At 75.7% G+C, this 22,368-nt stretch carries 19 protein-coding genes; 10 read left to right on the forward strand and 9 right to left on the reverse strand.

The window, feature by feature from the left end; all coding sequences use genetic code 11:
- The first annotated feature begins 9 nt into the window (after positions 1-9).
- Entirely contained in the window at positions 10-1,395 is a 1,386-nt protein-coding gene (locus KPF47_RS09000) for a chloride channel protein (RefSeq protein ID WP_224388045.1), read from the forward strand.
- 6 nt (positions 1,396-1,401) lie between these two features.
- Here the strand turns inward: KPF47_RS09000 and KPF47_RS09005 are convergent, their stop codons facing one another.
- From KPF47_RS09005 to KPF47_RS09015, 3 genes are read right to left on the reverse strand one after another with little or no spacing between them, the layout of a single operon-like run.
- The gene (locus KPF47_RS09005) at positions 1,402-2,157 is read right to left on the reverse strand and encodes a PrsW family glutamic-type intramembrane protease (protein ID WP_224388046.1); all 756 of its coding nucleotides are present in this window, start codon (positions 2,155-2,157) and stop codon (positions 1,402-1,404) included.
- A 45-nt stretch (positions 2,158-2,202) separates the two neighbouring features.
- A complete protein-coding gene (locus KPF47_RS09010; protein ID WP_224388047.1) occupies positions 2,203-4,056 on the reverse strand; it encodes a sugar phosphate isomerase/epimerase and 4-hydroxyphenylpyruvate domain-containing protein in 1,854 nt (617 codons plus the stop codon).
- On the reverse strand, positions 4,046-4,978 hold the full coding sequence (locus KPF47_RS09015) for a shikimate dehydrogenase (protein WP_308015361.1): 933 nt from the start codon (positions 4,976-4,978) through the stop codon (positions 4,046-4,048). The genes KPF47_RS09010 and KPF47_RS09015 overlap by 11 nt, the downstream gene beginning before the upstream one ends.
- A 141-nt stretch (positions 4,979-5,119) precedes the next feature.
- Between KPF47_RS09015 and KPF47_RS09020 the strand changes: the two genes are divergently transcribed.
- Both KPF47_RS09020 and KPF47_RS09025 read left to right on the forward strand, forming a co-directional pair.
- Positions 5,120-5,776, forward strand: coding sequence for a TetR/AcrR family transcriptional regulator (locus tag KPF47_RS09020; protein ID WP_224388048.1), 657 nt, complete (start codon positions 5,120-5,122; stop codon positions 5,774-5,776).
- 151 nt (positions 5,777-5,927) lie between these two features.
- Positions 5,928-7,292: an MFS transporter gene (locus KPF47_RS09025; RefSeq protein WP_224388049.1), complete on the forward strand. Its 1,365-nt coding sequence runs from the start codon at positions 5,928-5,930 to the stop codon at positions 7,290-7,292.
- 27 nt (positions 7,293-7,319) lie between these two features.
- Here the strand turns inward: KPF47_RS09025 and KPF47_RS09030 are convergent, their stop codons facing one another.
- The gene (locus tag KPF47_RS09030; RefSeq protein ID WP_224388050.1) at positions 7,320-8,225 is read right to left on the reverse strand and encodes a LysR family transcriptional regulator; all 906 of its coding nucleotides are present in this window, start codon (positions 8,223-8,225) and stop codon (positions 7,320-7,322) included.
- Positions 8,226-8,306: 81 nt separating this feature from the next.
- Here KPF47_RS09030 and KPF47_RS09035 point away from each other — a divergent pair, with 81 nt between their 5' ends.
- A complete protein-coding gene (locus tag KPF47_RS09035; RefSeq protein ID WP_224388051.1) occupies positions 8,307-10,055 on the forward strand; it encodes an acyclic terpene utilization AtuA family protein in 1,749 nt (582 codons plus the stop codon).
- Positions 10,052-11,575: a CoA transferase gene (locus KPF47_RS09040; RefSeq protein WP_224388052.1), complete on the forward strand. Its 1,524-nt coding sequence runs from the start codon at positions 10,052-10,054 to the stop codon at positions 11,573-11,575. The genes KPF47_RS09035 and KPF47_RS09040 overlap by 4 nt, the downstream gene beginning before the upstream one ends.
- 30 nt (positions 11,576-11,605) lie before the next feature.
- Here KPF47_RS09040 and KPF47_RS09045 read toward each other — a convergent pair whose 3' ends face one another.
- Entirely contained in the window at positions 11,606-12,676 is a 1,071-nt protein-coding gene (locus tag KPF47_RS09045; protein WP_224388053.1) for a DUF368 domain-containing protein, read from the reverse strand.
- A 150-nt stretch (positions 12,677-12,826) separates the two neighbouring features.
- Between KPF47_RS09045 and KPF47_RS09050 the strand changes: the two genes are divergently transcribed.
- From KPF47_RS09050 to KPF47_RS09065, 4 genes are all read left to right on the forward strand, one after another.
- Positions 12,827-13,519 (forward strand): DUF4232 domain-containing protein, encoded by a 693-nt coding sequence (locus KPF47_RS09050; protein WP_224388054.1) that lies wholly within the window; start codon positions 12,827-12,829, stop codon positions 13,517-13,519.
- Between the two features lie 94 nt (positions 13,520-13,613).
- Positions 13,614-15,314 carry an ABC-ATPase domain-containing protein gene (locus KPF47_RS09055; protein ID WP_224388055.1) on the forward strand — a complete coding sequence of 567 codons (1,701 nt, stop codon included), beginning with the start codon at positions 13,614-13,616 and terminating at the stop codon, positions 15,312-15,314.
- 51 nt (positions 15,315-15,365) lie between these two features.
- Complete coding sequence (locus tag KPF47_RS09060; RefSeq protein WP_224388056.1) at positions 15,366-16,223, forward strand: NAD(P)-dependent oxidoreductase; 858 nt, start codon at positions 15,366-15,368, stop codon at positions 16,221-16,223.
- Between the two features lie 138 nt (positions 16,224-16,361).
- Complete coding sequence (locus tag KPF47_RS09065) at positions 16,362-16,559, forward strand: hypothetical protein (RefSeq protein WP_224388057.1); 198 nt, start codon at positions 16,362-16,364, stop codon at positions 16,557-16,559.
- Between the two features lie 4 nt (positions 16,560-16,563).
- Here the strand turns inward: KPF47_RS09065 and KPF47_RS09070 are convergent, their stop codons facing one another.
- From KPF47_RS09070 to KPF47_RS09080, 3 genes are all read right to left on the reverse strand, one after another.
- Entirely contained in the window at positions 16,564-17,529 is a 966-nt protein-coding gene (locus KPF47_RS09070; RefSeq protein WP_224388058.1) for a 3-methyladenine DNA glycosylase, read from the reverse strand.
- A gap of 99 nt (positions 17,530-17,628) precedes the next feature.
- A complete protein-coding gene (locus KPF47_RS09075) occupies positions 17,629-18,690 on the reverse strand; it encodes a hemolysin family protein (protein ID WP_224388059.1) in 1,062 nt (353 codons plus the stop codon).
- Complete coding sequence (locus KPF47_RS09080) at positions 18,687-20,015, reverse strand: hemolysin family protein (RefSeq protein WP_224388060.1); 1,329 nt, start codon at positions 20,013-20,015, stop codon at positions 18,687-18,689. The genes KPF47_RS09075 and KPF47_RS09080 overlap by 4 nt, the downstream gene beginning before the upstream one ends.
- A 335-nt stretch (positions 20,016-20,350) precedes the next feature.
- Between KPF47_RS09080 and coaA the strand changes: the two genes are divergently transcribed.
- Positions 20,351-21,280 (forward strand): type I pantothenate kinase, encoded by a 930-nt coding sequence (gene coaA, locus KPF47_RS09085; protein ID WP_224388495.1) that lies wholly within the window; start codon positions 20,351-20,353, stop codon positions 21,278-21,280.
- On the opposite strand, the gene KPF47_RS09090 is transcribed toward coaA, so the two are convergent.
- Complete coding sequence (locus KPF47_RS09090; RefSeq protein ID WP_224388061.1) at positions 21,252-22,367, reverse strand: M20/M25/M40 family metallo-hydrolase; 1,116 nt, start codon at positions 22,365-22,367, stop codon at positions 21,252-21,254. The two genes, coaA and KPF47_RS09090, sit on opposite strands and share 29 nt — an antisense overlap.
- Position 22,368 lies beyond the last annotated feature (1 nt).

Raw genomic sequence — 22,368 nt, forward strand, 5'->3', positions numbered from 1 at the left:
CATGCAGGGGTGTCACGCCGACCGAGCGAACGTCTCCGGGTCCCCGCCCCCGTCCTCCGGACGCGGGTCGGGTCGAAGCGGGCCGCCACCGATCAGCCGAACGTCACCGGCGACGGCGCGTCGCCGCTGACCGTCCGGTTCTGGGTGCTGCTGGTCCTGACCGGGATCGCCGCCGGGGTGTCCGGCGCGGCGCTGATGGCGCTGCTGGACCTGGTATCGGAGTGGGCGTGGGGGCCGGGCGCCGGTGCTGGGTTCCAGGCGGCGGTCGAGCGGGCCGACGCGTGGGGCCGGGTCTGGCCGCTGCTGGTGGCCGGGCTCGTCGCCGGAGTCGGCGGGTACCTGCTGCGGCGGTTCGTGCCCGGCCGCACCGACGTCGACGACGCGATCTGGACCGGCGACGCCCGGCTCGGGGTGCGGCGCAGCTCGGGCACCGCGGTGCTGTCGGAGGTCGTCGTCGGGCTGGGTGCCTCGCTCGGCCGGGAGGCCGCACCCAAGCTGATGGGCGGGGTGTGGGGCGCGGTCCTGGCCGGCTGGGGCGCGATGTCGGTCGAGCAGCGCCGCCTGCTGGTCGCCTGTGGGGCCGGGGCCGGGCTGGCGTGCGTCTACGACGTGCCCCTGGGCGGCGCGCTGTTCACCGCCGAGGTGCTGGTCGGCACGGTACGGCTGCCGGTGGTGCTGCCCGCGCTGGCCTGCACCGCGATCGCCACCGTCGTCGCCTGGGCGTACCTGCCCGCCGGCCCGGTGTACCCGGGCCTGCCGGTCCCGGCGACGACCCCGTCGCTGCTGGTGTGGGCGGTGCCCGCCGGCGTGCTGATCGGGGCGCTGGCGACCGGCTGGGTCCGGCTCATCGGGTTCGTGTCGCACCACGGGCCGCGCCGGACGTGGTGGCGGATCGCCGCCCCGGTCCTCGCGTTCGGGCTGCTCGGCGTGGCGGGCCTGGTGTTCCCGCAGCTCTACGGCAACGGCGCGGACCTGGCCGAGCAGGCCTTCGTCGGTGGTGGTCCGCTCCTGCTGTTCGCGGCCCTGGCGGTGCTGAAGCCACTGGTGACGGCGATGTGCCTGGGCAGCGGCGCGTCCGGCGGGCTGTTCACCCCCACGCTGTGCACCGGCGCCGTGCTCGGGGCGGCACTGGGCGGTGCCTGGTCGGTGCTGTGGCCGGGCACGCCGGTGGGGACGTTCGCGCTGGTCGGGGCGGCGGCGATGATCGGGGCCGGGATGCAGGCACCGCTGGCCGGGCTGGTGCTGGTGCTGGAGCTGACCGGTACCGGGTTCGCGATCGCCGTCCCGCTGGTCGCCGCGACGCTGGTGGCGACCGCGGTGGCCCGGTGGCTCGACGGGTACTCGATCTATTCGGCGCGCCTGGCCGCACCGCCCGCGGCCGAGCAGGCGACCTGAGGCGGGTCAGGCGGGCACGACCGCGTCCGGGGCGCGGTGCGGGAGCCGGTGCGCGAACCCGGTGAGCAGACCGAGGCTGACCACCGCCAGCACGCCGTAGGCGACGAACCCGCCGACGCTGTCCCAGGTGGTGTGCAGGGCCACCGCCACCACGAGGACCAGCAGCGCCCGCCCCGTGCGCCGGCGTGCCAGGTACCACAGCGCCGCCGCGGTGAGCCCGGTCCAGGCCATGTGCGCGGCGGGGCTCAGCACCCCGCGCAGCAGCAGCACGTCGTCGACGGCGCCCAGGTCGCCGTTCGAGCGGACCAGCACGACGAACCCGTAGCCCATCGTCTCCAGCGCCGCGAAGCCCGCGCCGGAGGCCACTCCGACCAGCAGACCGTCCGCCGCACGGCCACGGCGCGCGGTCACCAGCAGCACCACCAGCGGGGCGACCAGCTTGGCCGACTCCTCGATCAGGGCGACCCCGAGCATCGGCAGTGCGCCCAGCGACCGCAGGGCGTCGAACTCCAGCAGGCCCGCCGCGACGACACCCACGACCCCGCCGAGGAACGCGACGAGCGCGATCGGGCCGGCGCCGATCGAGTAGTCCAGCCGCCGTCCGAGGACGAAGGTCACGAACGCGGCCGGGGCGACCGCCGCGCCCAGCAGGATCAGCGACGGGACCAGGTTGGGGTTCTGGGTGACGAGCAGGACCCGGCGGACCGCCTCGAACAGCACCACCCCGACGAGCAGGACGACCAGCCAACCCCAGCGACGCACCCGCGCCCCCTTCCACGACGGACGCGGGGACGGTAGCGGCGCGGGTCAGGCCCGGGCGAGCCGGGACCGGCGGTGGGCCGCCATCCGTACCGGCGCGTCGGCCCAGCCGTGCCCGTCGTGGTCGCCGGTGCGCTGGACCAGGGCGAGGAACAGATGCCCGCCGAGCAGCTCGGTGCACACCTGCAGGTAGTCCCCGTGGGCGTCCCGGTCGTGCAGCACCCCGAGCTCCCGGTAGGCCGCGACCGTCGTCGCGGGCAGGTCGAGGCGGGCGGCGAGGTCGTCGTGGTAGTTCGCGGGCACCGGCAGCAGCGGTACCCCCGCCGCCCGGGCGGCGGCCGCGGTGACGAGCACGTCCTCGCAGGCCAGGGCGACGTACTGGGGGTCGGCGACGGCCGGGCTCCACCCGCCCCGGCGCAGCACCGACACGGTCAGGGCGAGCCGGACCCGGCGGTCGGGGTCGGCCAGCGCCCGGCTGCGGACGAGCCCGAACGGGGCGGCGAACTCACCGTCGCCGCCCGGGTCGAGGCCGAGTACCGCGCGGTGGAACAGCACCGCCTCGTCGAACGCGTCGTAGGGCTGGGTCAGTCCGATGTGGTCGATGCCGGTGACCCCGGCCCCGGCGGCGCGGGGCTCGTCGACGGCGACGAAGTCGTGCGGCCACGCGCCCGCGTCACCGGTGGTGGTGCGGCACAGGAACACCGAGGTGCCGTCGGGAGCGGCGATCTCGGCGAGCTCGGCCTCCCCGGGACCGGTGACCCGGGGGTCGGGGGCCGCACACAGCCGCGCGGCGCGGCGGGCGGCGGCGTCGGGGTCGGCGGACTCGACGGCGATCGCGGCGACCGCACCCGACCCGGAGCCCGCGGCGTTCACCAGCAGCCGCGCACCGCCGGACTCGAACCGTTCGACCTGCTTGGTGCGGTGTACCCCGGTCCGGCTGAATCCCAGGGCACGCAGCACGCGGCCCAGCTCCGGGCCCGCGGTGAGCTCGACGAACGCCGTCCCGCCCAGGGCCGGGGCCGGGGTGGCGACGGGATCGGTCCCGGCGCCGGCCAGGGCCGTGGCCTCGGCGAGCGCGATCAGGGAGCGACGGGCGTCGACGGCGGTGCGGACCGGGTCGGCCTGGCGGAAGACGTCGTTGAAGACCTCCAGCGACAGGGGGCCGGTGTACCCGGCGGCCAGCACGGGGGCGAGCAGACCGGGCAGGTCGAACCCGCCCTGCCCGGGGAACAGCCGGTGGTGCCGGCTCCAGGACAGGACGTCCATCGACAGCTCGCGGGCGTCGGCGAGCTGCAGGAAGAACAGCTTGTCGCCGGGGACCCCGGCGATCGGGGCGGGGTCCGAGCCGCGGGCCAGGATGTGGAAGGAGTCCAGGCACAGGCCGAGCGCGGGGTGGTCGGCGGCGCGCACCGCGTCCCAGGAGGCGTCCCAGGTGTGCACGTGCCTGCCCCAGGCGAGTGCCTCGTAGGCGATGCGCAGCCCGCGGTCGTGCGCGCGCCCGGCGAGGGTGCGCAGCTGGTCGGCGAGCAGCCCACCGTCGGCGCCGGGGTCGACGGCGTCGGGGGACACCGAGGAGCACACCAGCACGGTGTCGGCGCCCAGGCCCGCCATCACCTCGAAGGTCGCCTCCGCGCGCCGCAGGTTCGCCGCGAACCGGTCCGGGTCGGTCGAGTCGATGTCGCGCAGCGGCTGGTACAGGTCCACCGACAGGCCCAGGTCACGGCAGCGGGCGCCGATCCCGGCCGGGGACTCGGGGTGGGCCAGCAGGTCCGGGGCGAAGATCTCGACGCCGTCGAACCCGGCGGTCGCGGCGGCGGCGAGCTTGTCCTCCAGGGTCCCGGACAGGCAGACCGTGGCCACCGACAGCCGCGCGGCCCCGGTCGCGGGGCGCTCAGGCGACACGGTCGGCCTCCTGCTCGGCGGTGACGAGCTCGGCGAGGTGCTCGAGCATCCGTGCCGGATCCGGGGTGGCACCGGTGAACAGCCGGAACGCCTCCGCGGCCTGGTGCACGGCCATCGCGCCGCCGTCGACGGTGCGGCAGCCCGCGGCACGCGCGGCGGCCAGCAGCGGGGTGTCCAGCGGCCGGTAGACGATCTCGGCGACCCACGGGCGGGTCGCGAGCAGGGCGGGGTCGAACGGGAGCCCGGGGTGCTCGGCCATCCCGACCGGGGTGGCGTGCACGAGGCCGTCGGCGCCGGGGAGCAGCGCGGCCAGCTCCGGCAGCGGGTGCCCGGTGGCCTGCGCGCCCGGGGTGAGGTGCGGGGTCACCGACGCGGCGAGGGCGGCGGCGCGGTCACCGTCGACGTCGACGACCTGCAGGACGCCGACGCCCTCGCGGGCCATGGCGTACGCGGCCGCGGCGCCGGCGCCCCCGGCTCCCAGCAGCACGACCCGGCCGGTCGCGGCACCGGGCAGTCCGGCCCGCCAGCCGTCGCGGAACCCGGTCCAGTCGGTGTTGTGCCCGGTCAGCGACCCGTCCGCACCGATGACGACGGTGTTGACCGCGCCGATCGCGGCGGCGTCCGGGGCCAGGGCGTCGAGGTGGCCGATCACCCGCTGCTTGCAGGGGTGGGTGACGTTGAGCCCCGCGTGGCCCTGCGCGCGGGCCCGGCGGAGCAGGTCGCCGACGCCCTCCGGCGAGACCCCCAGGACGTCGAGGTCGAAGCGCTCGTAGGTCAGGTCCAGGCCGTGCGTGGCGCCCTCGCGCTCGTGCAGGGCGGGCGACAGCGACGGACCGATCCCGGCGCCGATCAACCCCGTCCGCACCCGTGTGCCGGTTCCGGTGGCGTCGGTGTCGCGCCGGGTCTCGCTGCTGCTCCGCACGGATCCCTCCTCGGATCTATGTACCGTACGGTGAGTTGTACCGACGGCGGATGCATCGGCCAGGGGGAACGGTCGGCGATCCGTACAGTCTGGGGACGCGGTCGGGCTCCCGGCGGCGCGGAGCGGCGGAGGGGGACCGCAGTGGCAGCGGCACCGGAGGACGGCGTCCGGCAGCGCGACGCCGAGCGCACCCGTACCGAGATCCTGGACGAGGCGACCGCGGAGTTCGCCGACCGGGGACTCGCCGGGGCGCGGGTCGACGAGATCGCCGCGCGCACCCGGACCACCAAACGGATGCTCTACTACTACTTCGGCTCGAAACAGGGTCTCTACCTGGCCGTTCTCGAACGCGCCTACACCGGGATCCGGGCGCTGGAACAGCAGCTGTCGGTGTCGGACCTCAACCCGGCGCGGGCGGTGCGTGCGGTCGCGGAGCTCACCTTCGACCACCACGAGGCGCATCCGGACTTCATCCGGCTGGTCGCGATCGAGAACATCCACCACGCCGAGCACCTGCGGTCCTCCCCGCTGCGCGAGGGGCTGGCCGGGCCCGCGGTCGGCGTCCTGGAGCCGATCCTCGCCCGCGGCCGGGAGACCGGCCTGTTCCGCGACGACGTCGACGCCTTCGACGTCCACGTGCTGATAAGCTCGTTCTGTGTGTTCCGGGTGGCCAACCGGCACACCGTCTCGGCCATCTTCGGCCGCGACCTGCTGGACCCGCAGCGGCGCGGGCACTACCGCCGCATGGTCGGTGACCTGGTGGTGGAGTACCTGACCGCTCGTGTCGGACAGGACTGACGACACCGGCGTCCGTCCGGCCCTTGACACGTGTCGCCGCTGAACTCACTATTCGGGACGTAACCAGACGGTACATAAGCGAGCGGCTCGCCGCCCGGGCCGTCGACCGCGTCATCAAGTGCCTGCAACGTCGCACACGCCGGGAGCCACCGTGAGCCAGCAACCGTCCGCCGCCGCGCCGAGCGCGCCGGAGGCGCAGCCGAAACGGGCCGCCCTGGCCGCGTGGGTCGGCAGCGCCCTGGAGTACTACGACTTCTTCATCTACGGCACCGCCGCGGCGCTGGTGTTCAACAAGGTGTTCTTCCCCGACTCGAGCCCGGTGGCCGGCACGCTGCTGTCGCTGGCGACCTTCGGCTTCGGCTACGTCGCCCGCCCGCTCGGCGCGGTGCTGTTCGGACACATCGGCGACCGCTTCGGCCGCAAGAAGGTCCTGGTCTCGACGCTGATGATGATGGGCGTCGCGACGCTGGCGATCGGCTTCCTGCCGACCTACGGCCAGGTGGGCGTGCTCGCGCCGGTGCTGCTGGTGACCTGCCGGCTGCTGCAGGGTCTGTCCGCGGGCGGTGAGCAGGCCGGCGCCAACTCGATGACGCTGGAGCACTCGCCCCAGCACCGGCGGGCGTTCTTCACCAGCTTCACCCTGTCCGGTACGCAGGGCGGGCAGATCATCGCGACCGCGGTGTTCCTGCCGATCGCGCTGCTCCCGGAGGAGGCGCTGCTGTCCTGGGGCTGGCGGGTGCCGTTCTGGGCGAGCGTACTGGTCATGGTGGCCGGCGTGCTGATCCGGCGCACCCTGCACGAGACCCCGGTCTTCGCGACGGAGGTGGCCGATGCCGAGGGGGCCCCGCGGGCCGCGGAGCAGCTCCCGATCGCCGCGCTGTTCCGTGACCACTGGCCGAACCTGCTGCGCGTCAGCCTCGCCGCGACCGTCGCCTCGGTGAGCACCCTGATGACGGTCTTCGCGCTGTCGTTCGCGGTGAACACCGTCGGTCTGGAGCGCTCGACGATGCTGTGGGTCGTCGTCAGCGCCAACGTCGTGGCCCTGGCCGCCATCCCGCTGTTCGCCACGCTCTCCGACCGGGTCGGCCGCCGGCCGGTGTTCGTCGCGGGCGCGCTGGGCAGCGCGGTCCTGCTCGCCGTCTACCTGTGGGCGGTGTCCACCGGCGAGTACCTGTTCGTGTTCGGCGCGGGCATCCTGCTCTCCGGGGTGGTCTACAGCGCGGCCAACGGTGTCTGGCCCTCGTTCTACGGGGAGATGTTCCCGGCCAAGGTCCGCCTGACCGGCATGGCCGTCGGCACCCAGATCGGCTTCGCGTTCGGCGGTTTCGCCCCGACCATCGCCGCCGGGCTGGCCGCGAACAGCGTCACCGGCTGGCTGCCGGTCGCCGTCTTCGGCGCCGTGATCTGCCTGGTCGCGGCGGCGTCGGCCTGGTCGGCCCGGGAGACCGCGCACCGGACCCTCGATGAGATCGAGGCCGGGTTCGGGACCCGCGACCGGGCCCCGGCCCACGTCTGACCGACCGCACCGCAGGGGCCCGTGGCGTCACGCCACGGGCCCCGCCGGCGTCCCGGCCGCGGCCGCGAGCAGCCCGACGACGTCGCCGGGGTCGGTGGCCCGGTCGGTGCGCCACACCGCGTCGGTGCCGAGCCGCACCTGCGCCCCGACCACCGGCAGGACGTGCACCGGCTCCCCGACGAACGCCTTGTGCGTGGCGCCGGACCCCAGCCCGACCAGCGTGAACGCCTCCCCGGCCGCGACGACGTGGGTCAGGTCGCCGGGGTTGTGGGTGTCGAGCTCGATCCGCCGGTGCACGCCGTGCCGGGCCAGCAGCTCCCCGGTGGCCCGGTAGACCGCGGGGGCGGCGTCGTAGCGGATCGACACGTAGGGCAGCTCCGCCAGCTCCTCGAGCCGGACCTCGGTGCGGTCGTCGAAGCCCCGCCCGTACCCCACGGCGACGGCGGCGGGCCGGGTGTCCACCCGCCGCGCGGTGAGCCCGGGCTCGCCGCCGCCGCCGTGCACGAACGCGAGGTCCAGGTCGCGGCGGGCGACCGCGCGGGCCAGCTCCGCGCTGGTCCCGGGCCGGACCCGCACCGCCAGCTCCGGGCGGGCGGCCCGCAGCCGTTCCAGGAACCCGTCGCGGACCGCGGCGGTCACGTCCGGCGCCATCCCCACCACGACGAGCGGGTGCCCGTCCGCGGCGGCGAGCGCCCCGGGCAGCGCCTCGACCCGGGCGACGATGTCGCGGGCCCGCGGCAGCAGCGCCCGCCCCGCCGCGGTCAGCGCCATCCCGCGCGCGGACCGGGTGAACAGCGGGGTCCCGAGCTCCCGCTCCAGGTCGCGGACCCGGCGCGACAGCGGCGACGCGGCCAGGTGTAGCCGGGCCGCCGCCCGCGTCAGGTTCAGCTCGTCGGCGACGGCGAGGAAGTACCGCAGATGGGACAGCTCCACGCGCCGTGACCCTAGAGGTCACGGATGGGTGCGCACATCGGTCCTGGTCGGCCTGCCGGGCACCGGCCTACCGTGACCGGCATGGCCACCCGTCCCGTGCGCATCGCCAACGTCTCCGGCTACCTCGGCGACCGGTACACGGGAGTCGACGAGGCGATGGCCGGGGACCCGGTCGACGTCCTGATGGGTGACTACCTCGCCGAGGTCACCCTCGCCGCGCTCGCCGCGGCGGCCGGTCGCGGGGGCCCGGGCTACGTCGCCTACGCCCTCGACCAGCTCACCCCGCACCTGCCCGAGATCGCCCGGCGCGGGATCCGGGTCGTCACCAACGCGGGCGGGTTCGACCCGGCGGCGATGGCGCAGGAGCTGCGTGAGCGGGTCGCGGCGGCCGGGCTGTCGCTGCGGGTCGCCCACGTCGCCGGGGACGGGGTGTTCGACCGGCTCGCCGACTTCCACGCCGACGGCCACGGGCTGGAGCACCTCGACACCGGCGCCCCGCTCAAGGACTGGGGGTTCGCCCCGATCACCGCGAACGCCTATCTCGGCGGGTTCGGGATCGCCGCGGCGCTGGCCGCCGGTGCCGACGTCGTCGTGACCGGGCGGGTCACCGACGCCTCGCTCACCGCCGGGCCGGCCGCCTGGTGGCACGGCTGGGACCCCGACGAGTTCGACGCGCTGGCCGGTGCGGTCACCGCCGGGCACGTCATCGAGTGCGGCGCGCACGCCACCGGCGGCAACTTCTCCGGGTTCCGGTCGGTACCCGGCATGCTGCGTCCCGGTTTCCCGATCGCCGAGGTCGCCGCCGACGGCTCCTCGGTGATCACCAAGCACGCCCGCGACGGTGGCACGGTCACCGTCGACACCGTCACCGCGCAGCTGCTCTACGAGATCCAGGGCCCCCGCTACCTGAACCCCGACGTCACCGTGCACCTGGACACCGTGCGGCTGAGCCGGGAGGGCCCGGACCGGGTCGCGATCGGCCCGGTCACCGGGTCCCCGCCGCCGCCCACGGCGAAGGTCGCGGTGTTCGCCCCGATCGGCCACGAGATCTCCACGATGCTGTTCTGCACCGCCCCCGACGTCGAGGGCAAGGTGGAGCTGCTGCGCAACCAGCTGCGCGCCGCGCTGGAGGGCCACGTCGACTCCCTGGAGGTCACCCCGCTCGGCGTCGCCGCGGTCGACCCACCGACCCAGTGGGCGGCGACCGTCCCGATCCGGGTGATCGCGACCGCCCGGGAGAAGGAGCCGCTGCTCCGGTTCGCCCCGGCCGTCGGGTCGCTGTACCTGCAGGGCTTCCCCGGGTTCCACCACGACGGGCACGCACCGCGGGCCTCGCAGCCCTGGCCGCGGATCGAGTACTGGCCCGCGCTGCTGGAGGCCGCGCTGCTCGACCACCACGCCGTCCTCGACGACGGCAGCCGGGTCGAGGTCCCGCGGGCCACGCGGACCGCCACCCCCGGGGAGACCGCGCAGCCGGTGCACCCGGATCCCGATCTGCCCGCGCCGGCCGGGCCCCGCGTCGAGCTGGGCACCCACGCCTGGGCCCGGGCCGGGGACAAGGGCGGCAACGCCAACGTGGGCGTCTGGTGCCGCGACCCCGCGCACTGGGAGTGGCTGCGTGCCACGCTGACCACCGAGCGGGCGGCCGCGCTGCTCCCCGAGGCCGGTGGCCGGATCGTCCGCCACGAGTTCCCGCACCTGCACGCGGTGCACCTCGTGCTGGTCGGGCTGCTCGGCTCGGGCGGCTCGGCGAACCTGCGCGTGGACCAGATCGGCAAGTCCGTGGGCGAGTACCTGCGGGCCAAGCACGTGGAGGGACCGACCCCATGACCACCCCCGCCGCCACCACCGGTGACGCCACCGCCGAGCGCGTCCGCGCGGCCGTCGCGAGCCCGGCCACCGACGACGTCTTCGACCCCGGCGCCGCGCTGGACGGGCTGCTGGGGTGCGTCGGGATGAGCAGCGCGGACGCCGGGGGAGCGGTGGGCTTCGTCGGCGCCGACCCTGTGGTGCCCAGCGCCCTGCGCCTGGGGGGCGGAGCGGCCGTCGCGCTCGCGGCGAAGTCGGTCGGGATGGCCGCGGTGCACCGCGACCGCGGCGGCGCGGGCCAGGACATCGGCGTCGACGTGCGGCGGGCCCCGCACCGGCTCTGCCCGTTCTACGACCGCCGCTGGGAGCTGCTGAACGGGTACCCGGCCGCCAGCCCGGCGATCACCTCGCAGGCGCTGGCGTTCGCGTTCCACCGCACCCGCGACGGCCGCTGGGTGATGCCGCTCAACCCCTACCCGGCGCTGCGGGCGCGGGCCGAGACCTTCCTCGGGGCCCCGGAGAGCGGCGTCGCCGACGCGATCGTCCGGTGGGACGCCGCCGAGCTGGAGCAGGCCGCGAGCGAGGCCGGGATCGTCATGCCGATGGCCCGCACCCCCGGCGAGTGGCTCGCGACCGCCCAGCACGCGGCACTGGCGGGGACCCCGCCGATCACGCTGCGCCGCATCGGGGACGCCCCGCCGGAGCCGTTCGGGCCGCGCCGCCGCGCCGACCTGCCGCTGGACGGGCTGCGCGCGCTCGGGATGGGCCACGTCATCGCGGGCGCCGGGACCGGACGGGCGCTGGCGCTGCACGGCGCCGACGTGCTCAACATCTGGCGGCCCACCGAGTTCGAGCACGACAGCACCTACGTCACCGCCAACGTCGGCGTCCGGTCGGCCACGGTCGACCCGCACACCGCGGACGGCGCCGCGCTGCTGCGCGGGCTGCTCGCCGACACCGACGTGTTCTACGCCAACCGCCGCCCCGGCTACCTGGACCGGCTCGGCCTGTCCGCCGAGCAGGCCGCTGCCCTCCGGCCGGGCATCGTGCACGCGTCGAACACCCTGCACGGGCCGGTCGGCCCCTGGGCGGACCGCGTCGGGTTCGACCAGTCCGCGGGCACGCTGGTGGGGATGATGACGCTGGAGGGCGGGTCGGCGACCGACCCGACGGTGACGCCTCGGCTGTCCCCGATCCTGGTCGTCAACGACTACATCGTGTCCTGGCTGACCGCCGCCGGGATCGCCGCGGCGCTGCGCCGGCGGGCGACCGAGGGCGGCTCCTGGGCGGTGGAGGTGTCCCTGGCGCGGGCGGCGCTGTGGATGCTGGAGCTCGGCGTGTTCGACCCGGCCTACGCCCGCGAGGTCGCCGGAACCGGGGAGCGGCACGCCTACCCCGGCCCGGAGACGTTCACCGCGGCGACCCCGCTCGGGCACTACCAGGGGGTGACCGACCAGGTGACGATGAGCGCGACGCCGGGGGAGTACCGCACCGTCCTGGTGCCCCGCGGGTCCGGGCGCCCGGAGTGGCTCCCGCGCTGAGCCCGGCCGTACCCGCCCGGCGGTCGTCGGTCAGGGGGTGTCGCGCCGGTCCCGGGGCCGCGACGGCACCCGCGGGAGCGGGCGGGTGACGTCGGCGTCGGCCGGGCCGTCCGGGCGGTGCCCGGTGCCCGGCCGCGTCACGCGGTGGACGACGGTCGCCTCCGGGTCCGCGGCGTCGGTCGCGGGCACCGGTGTGGCCGGGGCCTGCGCCACCGGCGACGGCGCGCCGGGTGTCTCCATCCTGCGCTCCACGGTCATGATGGCGACGACGACGGCGGCGCCGAGGGCGGCAGGCAGCAGCATCCACCACCACCCCGGGTCGGGGGCGAGGACCCCGCGGGCCTCGTCCTGCCAGGGCCACAGTGCCCGCAGCGCACCCAGCAGCACCCCGATCATGATCACCATCAGGGTCCGCCGGTGGTGCTCCAGCAGCCACGTCAGCACCGACACGAAGCTCGCGAGCCCGAGCACCGCGCCGAGCCCGAACACCGCGATGTAGGCCAGGTCCAGGTCGCGTACCGCCCGCAGGGTCGGCTCGTAGAGGCCGAACACCAGGAGCAGGAACGACCCGGAGAAGCCCGGGAGCACCAGCGCACAGACCGCGACCGCCGCGGCCAGCCCGACGAGCGGCATCGGCGGGCGCCCGTCGCCGCCGGCAGGCGGGAGCCCGCTCACCGCGAACGTCGCGGCGAACGCGACGGCGACCAGCGCCCACTCGCGCACCCCACGCAGCCGTCCGGTGATCCGCAGCGGGACGGCCACCGAGGCGGCGACCATCCCGAGGAACACCGCCCGCGCGCCGACGGGGTGGTCCTCGATCAGTCCCGGGAGCACCTGGGACGCGCCGAGGACCGCGAGCACCATGCCGAGTGCCACGGGCACCAGCAGGCCCCAGTCCAGCCGGCGCAGCTCCTCGCGGGGGGCGAGGTCACCGCCCGCCGCGCCCGGCAGCAGCGCCCGGACCGCGCCGACGAGGTGGGCCGCCTGGGCGATCAGCCGCTCGTAGATCCCGACGACCAGCGCCATGGTCCCGCCGCTGACCCCCGGGATGGTCTCGACCACGCCGATCGCGGCCCCACGGGAGAGATGGATTCCGGACATTCGCGACAACACAGCCCAGGACGGTACCGACCGGGCGACGATCGGGAACGGACGGGTGAACTCCCGTTCGCATCGCCAACGAGTGGGGCAACCGGTTGCGTGCTGATACGTCCGAGGAGACGTACACACCATGACGATCGGGGGACTGACATGGACGGGTACGTCCTGCACCGCACGGCCCGCTGGGCCGTGACCGTCGCCGCCTGCGGCGCACTGCTGGCCGGATGCGGGGGCGGCGACGACTGGCCCGCCGCGGCCGGGTCGGGCGGCTCCGCGCAGCCGAGCGCCGCCGCGCCGACAACGAGCGCCCCGGTGTCCGACGCCGGGGGCGCCGGGTCGGCCGGGGGCGGCTCCGCCGACGCCGGGGCCGGCACCGGGGCCCACACCGGCACCGGCGGTGCCGAGGCGGGCGGCGACGAACGCTGCCACACCTCGGAGCTGGCCGGGTCGGTCGCGGCCGACCCGGGTGGCGGCGCCGCGGGGTCGTCCTACGTGACGCTGACCCTGCGCAACCAGAGCGGCCGCACCTGCGTCGTGCGCGGCTTCCCCGGCGTGTCCTACGTCGGGGGGGACGACGGCCACCAGGTCGGCCCGGCCGCGGCCATGCAGGGCGGGCACGGCGACCCGGTCAGCCTCGCCCCCGGCGGGACCACCGGCGCCACGCTGCGGGTGGTGAACGTGCGCAACTTCGACGAGGCCGCCTGCCGCCCGACGGCCGTGCGCGGCCTGCGGGTCTACCCGCCCGGCGAGACCGACTCGCTGTTCGTCCCGATGGAGGGCACCGGCTGCGCCGCCACGCCGCCCGGGGACCAGCTGGTGATCCAGGCGTTCACCGCGCGCTGACCCGACGGCGGCCCCGGACCGCACCCCGGTTCGGGGCCGCCGCGGCGGGTACCCCGGACGCGCCGTCCCACGACCGTCCGGAGAGGACCCCCGCATGACCCGGCACGACCGTTCCCGCACGTCCCGTCCGCACGGTGCGGTCACCGACCTCGCCGCGCGCCTGCGCGAGCTCGACGGCGCGGGCTACGGCGCCTACAAGCAGCTGGCCGGACCCTGGACCGGAGACGGGTTCGACCTGGACGTGCGGGCCGTGCAGTCCGACCCCTTCGCGCCGCCGTCGCGGCTGCGGGTGACCGTCCCGGCCGCCGAGGCGCGGCTGCCCGCGGCGCTGCACGACGGGCCGGTCCGCGCGCGGGCGCTGGGCGGGCACCTGGTCCGCGTGCTGCGCCGGGAGCTGGAGGGCACCCCGCTGCGCGTCGACGCGGGCGGTCAGGAGGTGCTGCACCGCAGCGCGATCCGGGTCGACCCGGACGGCACGGTGACCGTGGAGCTCGCCGTGTCGCTGCCCGGGCGCGGCCGTCGGATCGCCGGGCGCGCCGCCGCCGAGGTCCTCGGCCGCGACCTGCCGCGCGCGGTCGACGCCGCACTGCGCGGGGACCGGCTCGACACCGCCGCCGCGACCGCCCTCGTCGAGACCGTCGAGGACGCCTGCGCGCTGCGCGACGCCCTGCCCGGGCGCGGGCTCGTCGCCTTCGTCGCCGACGGCGCGGTGCTGCCCCGTGCCTCCGGGGTGGACGACCACCCGTTGCCCGACGGCGTCCCGTTCGCCGCGCCGGCGGCGCTGCGGGTCACCCTGGACACCCCGAACCGCGGGCCGGTGACCGGGATGGGCGTCCCCGAGGGCGTCACGGTGATCGCCGGCGGCGGCTACCACGGCAAGTCCACCCTGCTGCGCGCGCTGGAGTCGGGCGTGTACGACCACGTCCCCGGCGACGGCCGCGAGCTCGTCGTCACCCGCACCGACGCGGTGTCGGTCCGGGCCGAGGACGAGCGCTGTGTGCACCGCGTCGACGTGCACGCCTTCGTCACCGACCTGCCGTCCAGGCGTGCGACCGACGACTTCTCCACCGCCTCGGCCTCCGGCTCCACCTCGCAGGCCGCCGCGACGATCGAGGCGCTGGAGGCCGGTGCCGGTGTCCTGCTGATCGACGAGGACACCGCCGCCACCAACGTCATGATCCGCGACGACCGGATGCGCGCGCTGGTGCCGGCCGAGCCCCTGGTCCCGTTCGTCGACCGGGTGCGCCCGCTGCACCGCGGCCACGGGGTGTCGACGGTGCTGGTCATGGGCGGCTCCGGGGACTACCTCGACCGCGCCGACACCGTGCTGCTGCTGCAGGACTACGCGGTCTCCGAGGTCACCGCACGGGCCCGGGAGATCGCCGGGCACGCCGACGAGACCGCCGACACCGCGTTCCCGCCGTTCGCCCGCCGCGAGTTCGACCCGGCGAGCGTGGACCCGTCCGTACGCGGCCGACGCAAGGTCACCGCCCGTGGCCGCGGGCGGCTCACCTTCGGCGGCGACGACGTCGACCTCTCCGCCGTCGCCCAGCTCGTCGACCCGTCGCAGACCACCGGGGTCGGGCTCGCCCTGGCCGCGCTGGAGCTGTCCGGCGTCCCCCTCGCCCGGGCGCTGGACCGGCTCGAGGACGAGCTGGACCGTCACGGCACCGCCGCGATCACCCGCGGGTCGCTCGCCGACGTCGCGGCGCCCCGCCGGCACGAGGTCGCGGCCGCCCTGAACCGGCTGCGGCCCGCCCGTGTGACGCAGCTCCACCGAAACGGTCAGTCCTGACTGTTACAGTGCGCTCCGAGTACGTGCACCGACGCACCACCGGAGGACCCCATGACCGAGACCGCCCCGCGGGACCTGAACGGCCGCACCATCGTCATGTCCGGCGGCAGCCGCGGCATCGGCCTGGCGATCCTGGTCGCCGCCGCGCGCCGCGGCGCGAACGCGGTGATCCTGGCCAAGACCGACCAGCCGGACCCGCGGCTGCCCGGCACGGTGCACACCGCGGTCGCGGAGATCGAGCAGGCCGGCGGCAAGGCCGTCGCCGTCGTCGGTGACGTGCGCGTCGAAGAGGACGTGGACCGCGCCGTGGCCACCGCCGTCGAGACCTTCGGCGGGATCGACATCGTCGTGAACAACGCCAGCGCACTGAACCTGAGCGGCACCGCCGACCTCACGCCCAAGCGCTACGACCTGCTGCAGTCGATCAACTCACGCGGCACCTACCTGCTGACGCGGGCGGCGCTGGGAGAGCTGAAGGCCTCCGACGACGCCCAGGTCCTCACGCTGTCCCCGCCGATCAACCTGGACCCGAAATGGCTCGGTGTCTTCCCGCCCTACATGCTGTCCAAGTACGGGATGACGCTGCTGACCCTGGGCTGGGCGCACGAGTTCGCCGGCGACGGCATCCGGGCCAACTGCCTGTGGCCGCGCACCACCATCGCGACCGCGGCCGTGGTGAACCTGCTCGGCGGGGAGCAGGTCGGTGCCCGGGCCCGCACCCCGGAGATCGTGGCCGACGCCGCCATGGCCGTGTTCACCGATCCGGCCTGCCCGACCGGCCGGACCTTCATCGACGACGACGTCCTCGCCGCCCACGGCGTCACCGACCTGGCCCGCTACGGCGCCTCCCCGGACAACGACATCGACTTCTTCGTCGAGGGCACCGACCCGGCCGACCTGCCGGTGTGAGCCCGGCACCCGACCCCGGGCGGTGACCGGTTGACCCCATCGGGTGACATCGGGAACCGGCGGACTGCCGGCGGCGACCCCTCACGACGGCGCGGGCACCCGTCCCGCGACGCCGGACCGACGACGAGGAGCACCCGAGTGCGACACATCGCCACCTTCTGCGGCAGCTGCAACTGCGGATGCCCCGAGCTGTACGTCGACGACGCGGCCGCACCGGACAAGCGCATCGTGATCACCGACGACTTCGGGCAGCGCGTGCAGATGAGCGTCGACCAGTTCTCCGACCTGGTCGCGTCCGCGCGCGAGGGCGTGCTGGACGAGCTCGTCGCGAGCTGAGCCGTCAGGCCGGAGCGGGGCCGTCGGGGATCGCCCCGGCGGCCCCGAGGTCGTTCCCGGGGGCGTCGCCCCCGGGGCGGTCCCCGTCGTCCGGTCCCGCATCGGCTCCGGCCACCAGCCCCACCAGCCCCGCCAGCCCGGTCAGGGCGTCGCGCAGCGGAGCCGCCCGCTCGGCGAACCCGGCCTGGGCCCTGGTGTACTCGGCGCGCCCGGCGGGCGTCTCGATCCGGACCGGGTCGAACCCGTGGTCGGCCAGGTCGTAGGGGGAGGCGCGCATGTCCAGCTCACGGACGTCCGCGGCGAGGGCGAAACAGTCGGCCACCAGCTCCGAGGGCACCGCCGGGGCGAGCTTGTAGGCCCACTTGTAGAGGTCCATCGTCGCGTGCAGGCAGCCCGGCTGCTCCAGCTCGACCTGCCGCTCCCGGGTGGGCACGAGCTCGTTGCGCGGGGCCGCGGCGTCGGTGAAGAACCGGTAGGCGTCGTAGTGGGTGCAGCTGATCCGCGCGGACTCGACGACGGCGTCGGTGCCGGCCCGCCCGAGGCGCAGCCCGACGGTGTCCCGGTGCCGGGCGGCGTCGGTGCGGTAGACCATCGCCCACTCGTGCAGGCCGAAGCAGCCCAGCCGGGGCGCCCGGGACCGGGTCGCGGTGAGCAGCCGGTGCACGAACGCCGCCGTCGTGCGCAGTCGCGGCGGCAACGCGGCGGGGTCGAGGACCAGCGTCCCGTCGGGCCGCACGACGTGACCGGGGCGGTCGGCGAGCTCGGCGGCGTCGGCCAGCGCGAGGCCGGGACCGGGGTCCCAGCGCTCCAGCTGGGCCGGGCGGTGGGAGTAGTAGGTGAACAGGAAGTCCCACACCGGATGCGGCTCGCCGCGACGGCGCCGCTCGCGGTGCGGCGCGGTCCACGCCGCGACCCGCTCGCGGTGCGCGGCCGCCCGGGCCCGCCACTGCGCTCCGTCGAGGACGGGCACGGCGCCGCCCGGTACGGGCGGGGTCGGCGCCGGTGGGGGCGGCGCCGGTGGGGTGGCTGGCGGTCGGGGCACGGTGTCCGACGGTACGACGCGCCCGGGTCAGGGCGGGGTGCCGGGGGCGTGGGTGGCGTCGCGGACGCTGCCCACGAACGCCTCCGTGAGGTCCTCCATGGTGACCACCCCGACCGTGGTGCCGTGCCCGTCGACGGCGCGGGCCAGGTGCGCCCGGGCCGCCCGCAGGGTCGCCAGGGCCTCGTCGAGCCGCGCCGAGGCGGGCACCGACGGCAGGCTGCGGACCCGCTGCGGCGGGATGGTCGCCGACTCGGCGTCGACCAGGTCGAGCACGTCCTTGACGTGCAGGTAACCGATGAGCCTGCCCTGCGCACCGCGGATGGGGAACCGGGAGTACCCGGTCCGCTCGACGGCCTCGGTGAGCGCGGCGACGGTGGTCGACCCGCCGGGGCCCGCGTCGAGGCACACCAGGTCCGCCAACGCCACCACGACGTCGGAGACGGTCGCCTCGGCCGAGGACAGGGTCCGCTCGATCCGGGAGCTCTCGGAGTCGTCGAGCAGGCCCTCGCGGCGCGAGTCGCCCACCATCTCGGCGAGCTCGCCGGTCGTGAACGCGGTCTCCAGCTCGTCGCGGGGGGTCACCCCGACCAGGCGCAGGGTGCCGTTGGCCATCGCGTTGAACAGGTCGATGAACGGGCGGGTGAGGCGGGTCCACACCAGGAACGGGGGCACGAGCAGGATGGCCGCACGTTCCGGCCCCGCGATCGAGATGTTCTTGGGCACCATCTCGCCGAGCATCATGTGCGCGACGACCACGATCATCAGCGACACCGCGAACGCGACCGGGTAGGCGAACGCCTCCGGCACCCCCACGGCGGTGAGCGGGCCGTCGATGAGGTGCGCGACGGCGGGCTCGCCGAGCCGGCCGAGCAGCAGCGAGGCGATGGTGATGCCGAGCTGGGAGGCCGCGAGCATCCGGGACAGGTCGTGCGAGGCGTCCAGCACCCGCTGCGCCCCGGCGGACCCGTCGTCGGCCATGGCCTCCAGCCGGTCCTTGCGGCCGGAGATGAGCGCGAACTCCGCGGCGACGAAGAACGCGTTCACCCCGAGCAGCGCGACGGCGGCGAGCAGTGCGAGCAGGTCGTTCACGCCGGCACCGTCCCGTTCGCGGCGGTGCGCGCGACGCGGACCTCGGCGACGCGGTTGCGGTCGCGCCGCAGCACCTCCAGCGTCCACCCGTCGACCTCGACGGTGTCCCCGACGTCGGGGATGCGCCCCAGCCGGGCCCCGACCAGTCCGGCCAGGGTCTCGTACTCCCCGTGCGGCATCCGGAAGCCGGTGGCCTCGTCGACCTCGTCGTCGCGCATCAGCCCGGACAGCGCCCAGACGCCGTCGGCGAGCCGGCGCACCCGGTTCTGCTCGCCGCGGTCGTGCTCGTCGCGGACGTCGCCGACGATCTCCTCCACGAGGTCCTCCATGGTCACCAGACCGGCGGTGCCGCCGTACTCGTCCACGACCACCGCGGTCTGCAGGCCCGCCGCCCGCAGCCGGGTCATCAGCTCGTCGCCGTCCAGCGAGGACGGCACGGTCTCGACCGGCCGGGCCAGGTCCCGCACGGCGGTGTCGCCGCGCCGGGCGGGCGGCACCGAGAACGCCTGCTTGACGTGCACCAGCCCGAGCGGGACGTCGGGGTCGCCGTCGACGACCGGGAACCGGGAGAACCCGGAGCGGCGGGCCAGCGCGACGAGGTCGGTGACGGTGTCGGCGGCGTCGATGGTCTCCACCCGCACCCGCGGGGTCATGAGGTCCTCGGCGACGCGGTCGGTGAAGCGCAGCGAGCGCTCCAGCAGCACCGCGGTGCCCGGGTCGATGCTGCCGCTCTCGGCGCTGGCACGCACCAGCGAGCTCAGCTCGCCGGGGGAGCGGGCCGAGCGCAGCTCCTCGGCGGGCTCGATGCCGAGCCGGCGCACGATGGCGTTGGCCGCGGCGTTCAGACCGGTGATGAGCCAGCGGAACGCCGAGGCGAACCCGGCCTGGAGCCACACCACCGAGCGCGCCACCTCCATCGGGTGGGCGATCGCGAGGTTCTTCGGGACCAGCTCACCGAAGACCATCGACAGCACGGTCGCCAGGACCAGCGACAGCACGGTGGCGGTACCGGAGGCGAGCCCCGCCGGCAGCCCGACGGCCTCCAGCAGCGGCCGGATCAGCTCGGCGACGGCCGGCTCGGCGATGTAGCCGGTGGCCAGGGTGGTGGCGGTGATGCCGAGCTGGCAGCCCGACAGCTGGAACGACAACCCGGCGTGCGCCCGCTGCACCGAGCGGGTGCGGCGGTCGTCGCTGCGGGCGAGCGCGGCGTCGATCCGGCTGCGTTCGAGCGCGGTGAGGGAGAACTCCGAGGCGACGGACACGGCGGTCCCCAGGGTGAGCGCGACGACCGCGAGCAGCCCGAGACACGAGAGCAGAACGGACACGGAGCTCAGGGCCTCCACATTCACCGGAGAAACGGTGCACGACGATACGGCGGTGCCGCCCGGGCCGCCTCGCGGGTGCTGCGAGTGATCTCACGACGTCCCGACCGTGATCCGGGCCGTGATCGGGGTCTAGGTTGGTCAGCCATGACCACGGCGACGTCGCCCCCCGCACCGCTCCCCGCGTCACCGGGTCCCCCGGACCGGCGCCGGGAGCCGGTGGCCGGGGTCCCGACCGCGGTCCCGCGGTGAGCGCGCCGCAGCCCGCGGTCCCGCCCGCGGGCACGCCCCCGCCACCCGGGACGCACCCGCAGTACGGGGGCCGCCGCAGCTCGGGGCTGGCCCGCGGGAGCGCCTCACCGTTCGTCGACTTCGACCGCCGGTCCTGGGCACAGCTGGCGTCCTCGACCACGGTGCCGCTGTCGGCCCAGGAGCTGGAGCAGCTGCGCAGCTACGGCGACTTCGTCGACCTCGACGAGGTCCGCGAGGTCTACCTGCCCCTGTCCCGGCTGCTGAACCTGCACGTCGAGGAGGGCGGGCGGCTCTACCGGGCCTACCGGCGGTTCCTCGGCTCGGGCGGGGCGCGCACCCCGTTCGTGATCGGCATCGCGGGCTCGGTGGCGGTCGGCAAGTCGACCACGGCCCGGCTGCTGCGCCTGCTGCTGGCCCGCTCGCCCGAACACCCGGACGTGCAGCTGGTCACCACCGACGGGTTTCTGCACCCCAACGCCGAGCTGCAGGCCCGCGGGCTGATGGAGCGCAAGGGCTTCCCGGAGTCCTACGACCGCCGCAAGCTGCTGCGCTTCGTGTCGGAGATCAAGGGTGGCCGCCCCGAGGTCACCGCCCCGGTCTACTCGCACCTGGTCTACGACATCGTGCCCGACGAGCAGCTCGTGGTCCGCAGCCCCGACATCCTCATCGTCGAGGGCCTCAACGTGCTCCAGCCCGCCGTCGCGGGCGCGCTGACGGTGTCGGACTTCATCGACTTCTCGGTCTACGTCGACGCCGCGACCGCGGACGTGCGCCGGTGGTACGTGGAGCGGTTCCTGCGGCTGCGCCAGACCGCGTTCCGGGACCCGCAGTCGTTCTTCCGGCGCTACGCCGAGCTCGACCACGACGCGGCCGTCGCCCGGGCCGAGCACATCTGGGCCACGATCAACCAGCCGAACCTGGAGCAGAACGTACTGCCGACCCGGTCGCGGGCCAGCGCGGTGCTGACCAAGGGCCCGCACCACGACGTCACGCGGGTGCGGTTGCGCAAGCTCTGACCAGGGCGGTGACCAGGGCGTCGGCCGCCTCGCCGACCCGGGCCGCGGAGCAGGTCTCGTCGGTGACGTGGGCCAGCTCGGGGTCACCGGGCCCGTACACCAGCACCGCGGGGTCCCCGAGCGCGGGCACGAGCACCGACGCGTCGGTGAAGTACGACGCGAACGCCGCCGGTCCGTCGTGGCCGAGCGCGGTGGCGGCCGACCGGGCCCGCGGGTCGGCCGGATCGGTCCCGACGGCGGGCAGGTCCAGGCGCACCTCGACGTCCGGGACGCCGCGGTGGGTCGTCCCGGCCAGCGCGGCGCGGGCGATCGCGGCCACCTGCGCGCGGGCCGCGGCGGCGTCGAGGCCGGGCACCAGACGCAGGTCGATCTCCAGCTCGGCCCGGTCGGGCACCAGATTGGGCTGCAGCCCGGCGTGCAGCGTCCCGGGGTTGGCGGTGGCGGCGCCGTGCGTCGCGCTGCGGGGCCAGGAGTGGTCGTGCAGCGCCGCCGCGACCCGCCCGAGCGCGACGAGTGCGTTGTCGCCCAGCTCCGGGCGCGACCCGTGGGCGCTCACCCCGTGCTGCACCAGCCGCAGCCACAGCACGCCCTTGTGACCGTGCAGCACCCGGTTCGCGGTCGGCTCGGCCACCAGCAGCAGCGGCGACGGCTCCAGGCCGGTGAGCAGGCGGGCCCCGTCACCGCCGGTCTCCTCGCCGAAGGTGAACACCAGCTGCAGCGGCACCGCCGGGTCGCTGCGCAGCGCCGCGACGACGATCGCGGCGACCCCGGCCTTCATGTCGGTGCTGCCGCGCCCGCGCAGCCGCCCGTCGACGACGTCGCCGGCGTGCGGGTCGAACGACCAGCCCGCCGGGTCGGCCGGGACGGTGTCGAGGTGCCCGGTGAGCGTGACCGGCGGGCGGGCGTCGCCCCGGCGGGCCACCAGGTTCGCCCTCTCCGGGGCGGCCGGGTCGGGCTCGGCCCGCACGGTGAAACCGCCGTCCTCGAGGAGCCCGGCGAGCAGGTCGGCGGCCCGCCGTTCGCCGCCGCCACGGGTGTCGAGGGCGATCAGCGCGCCGGCGAGGGCGACGGGGTCGGGGATCTGCATG

It is taken from the genome of Pseudonocardia sp. ICBG1293 (genome assembly GCF_020131355.1).
Classification (GTDB): domain Bacteria; phylum Actinomycetota; class Actinomycetes; order Mycobacteriales; family Pseudonocardiaceae; genus Pseudonocardia.